The organism is Photorhabdus viridis (genome assembly GCF_040256935.1).
In the GTDB taxonomy this organism is placed as follows: Bacteria; Pseudomonadota; Gammaproteobacteria; order Enterobacterales; family Enterobacteriaceae; genus Photorhabdus; species Photorhabdus viridis.
In genome coordinates this window covers 1-664 of the sequence record NZ_JBEJZY010000217.1, presented here as the reverse complement: position 1 = coordinate 664, position 664 = coordinate 1, and the positions used below count along the sequence as shown (strand labels likewise).

1 protein-coding gene is annotated in these 664 nt (G+C 60.7%); it reads right to left on the bottom strand.

Features of this window, described 5'->3' with window-relative positions:
* A partial coding sequence (locus ABR397_RS23045) for a condensation domain-containing protein (RefSeq protein WP_350307739.1) occupies positions 1-664 on the bottom strand: 664 nt, incomplete at both ends.

Sequence of the window (664 nt, the reverse complement as noted above, 5' to 3'; positions counted from 1 at the left end):
GTGTGCGCCTGTAATTGGGCCGACACATTTTCTGCGCAAGCGGGCTCAAAAGTGACCACTGACAGTGGCGCCTGACGCCAGACCACCTGCACGGGCTGTGTCAATCCCTGCCAGCAGACAGCGGTACGCAGGATATCATGGCGGTCTATCACCCGTTGCAGCGCCCCAAGGAAAGCCTCAAGGCGTTCCCGGGTATCGAAGGCGATGACGTGGTGCAACAGATAAGCATCGCCTTTCTCTTGCAACCGGTGATGGAACAGAATGCCCTCCTGTAGCGGCGCCAGCGGATAGATATCCTGCACATTAGCTGCGCCGCCCGCCACGGTGCCGATAATGGCGTCAATTTCCGCCTGAGACAGCGTGACCAGCGGCAGCATCTCAGGCGTGAGCGCGGTGCTGCCGTCAGGGATCCGGTTGGGCGGCACAATAAAGGCCGCTTCTCCCTGCTCCGTCCGGATAGCTTGTGCCATGTCGGTTAGTACGGGCGCGGAGAAGACACTGCGTACATCAAGCAGCCAGCCGGCATTGCGCAGTTGTTCAATCAGGCTGACCGCCATCAGCGAGTGGCCGCCGAGTTCGAAGAAGTGGTCGTGCCGGCTGATGCGTGCCAGCCCCAGCAGGTTTTGCCAAATCTGCGCCAGCGTGGTTTCCCGTTCACCCACAG